At 68.7% G+C, this 1,180-nt stretch carries 1 protein-coding gene; it reads right to left on the bottom strand.

Going from position 1 to position 1,180, the window contains the following annotated elements; genetic code table 11:
* Positions 1 to 160: 160 nt before the first annotated feature.
* A partial coding sequence (locus AB0N06_RS38945; RefSeq protein WP_366139385.1) for an IS1380 family transposase occupies positions 161 to 1,180 on the bottom strand: 1,020 nt, incomplete at its 5' end.

Here is a 1,180-nt window from a genome sequence, read left to right as displayed (position 1 = left end):
CCCGGATCCACCGGCTTGATTCCGGAGTGATCGTTTCGGGGTCGTGCAGGGCGTGTCGGGGCTGAGTTGCGGATTCGAGCGTGGAGTGACCGCTGGTCTGCCCAGCCTTTCCACTTTTCCACAGGTCTCGGGCCCTTTCGGGCAGGCCGGTCAGGGAGTGTCAGAGTGCTGGTGGCGCATGCACGATGCTGAAGAGCTGGGTGAAGTCCGTGCTCCAGGGCCAGCGTTCGGGCAGGTGCAGGGTGAGGCGGCGGGCCGAGCGGGCCAGACGGGCGGGCACATTGATCAGGTGGTCACGGATGGTGGCGGTGGTCGCTCTGGCATGGAACGTGCCGGCCAGTGCGCCGGCGGCGCGGGTCAGGTTGTGCGCCAGGGCCGCCAGAGCGAGCCACGCGGCATTGGCCTGGAAATGCCCGGACGGCGCGTGAGCGAAGGCACTGTTCTTGACATCCGCGATCACCTGCTCGACGACAGCGTGCCGTCGGTGATCACGCTCGGCATCGGTCAAGGAGAGCGGGGAGTCGGTGAACGCGGCGTGGTAGCGCCAGGTGTCAAACAGCGTGCCCTGCCCGGCGGGGACGGTGCCAGTGCCCAGGCGTTTCACGCGGCGCACGATCAGGCGGGCGGTGACCTGCAGCTTCTTCGGCTTGGAAGTGAAGGCGGTGTAGCCGGTCTCGGCTATCTCGGCGTCGGAGATCCAGCACTGGCCCTCCTCGTCCCAGACCGCCTTGGGGTACTTGATCGGCGTCCAGGCGTCCTCATCGATGCGGGCGATGGCGGCCTTGACGGAAGCGTTCATCCGCACGGTGACGGAGAACCGCGCGCCCAGCGCCCGGCAGGAGTTCACGACATCGGCGCCGTAGAACGCCGAGTCCGCGCGCATCACCAGCAGGCCGCTCGCGCCGCAGGCGCGAGCGGTGCGGATGGTCTCGGCCACGAACGCTGCCGCCCCGCGCGCGGAGTTCGACGGTCCTTTGCGCAGCCTCGTGGCGGCGATCACCGGGGCGGCCAGGGGTGTGGAGACGATGCCGAGCAGTGCGTTCAGGCCCTTGACCTTGCTGTATCCGTAGCCGGCGCCCTGTTTGGCGTAGCCGTAGGTGCGGCGGATGGTGTCATCGATGTCCACGTAGGCGACCTGGTCCGCGCCAGGCAGCAGCGGGGCGTGACGGGCCAGTTCGGG

The organism is Streptomyces sp. NPDC051020 (assembly GCF_040683105.1).
Classification (GTDB): Bacteria; Actinomycetota; Actinomycetes; order Streptomycetales; family Streptomycetaceae; genus Streptomyces.
Note: the sequence above shows the minus strand (reverse complement) of the source record. Positions and strands in the feature narration are given on the sequence as shown.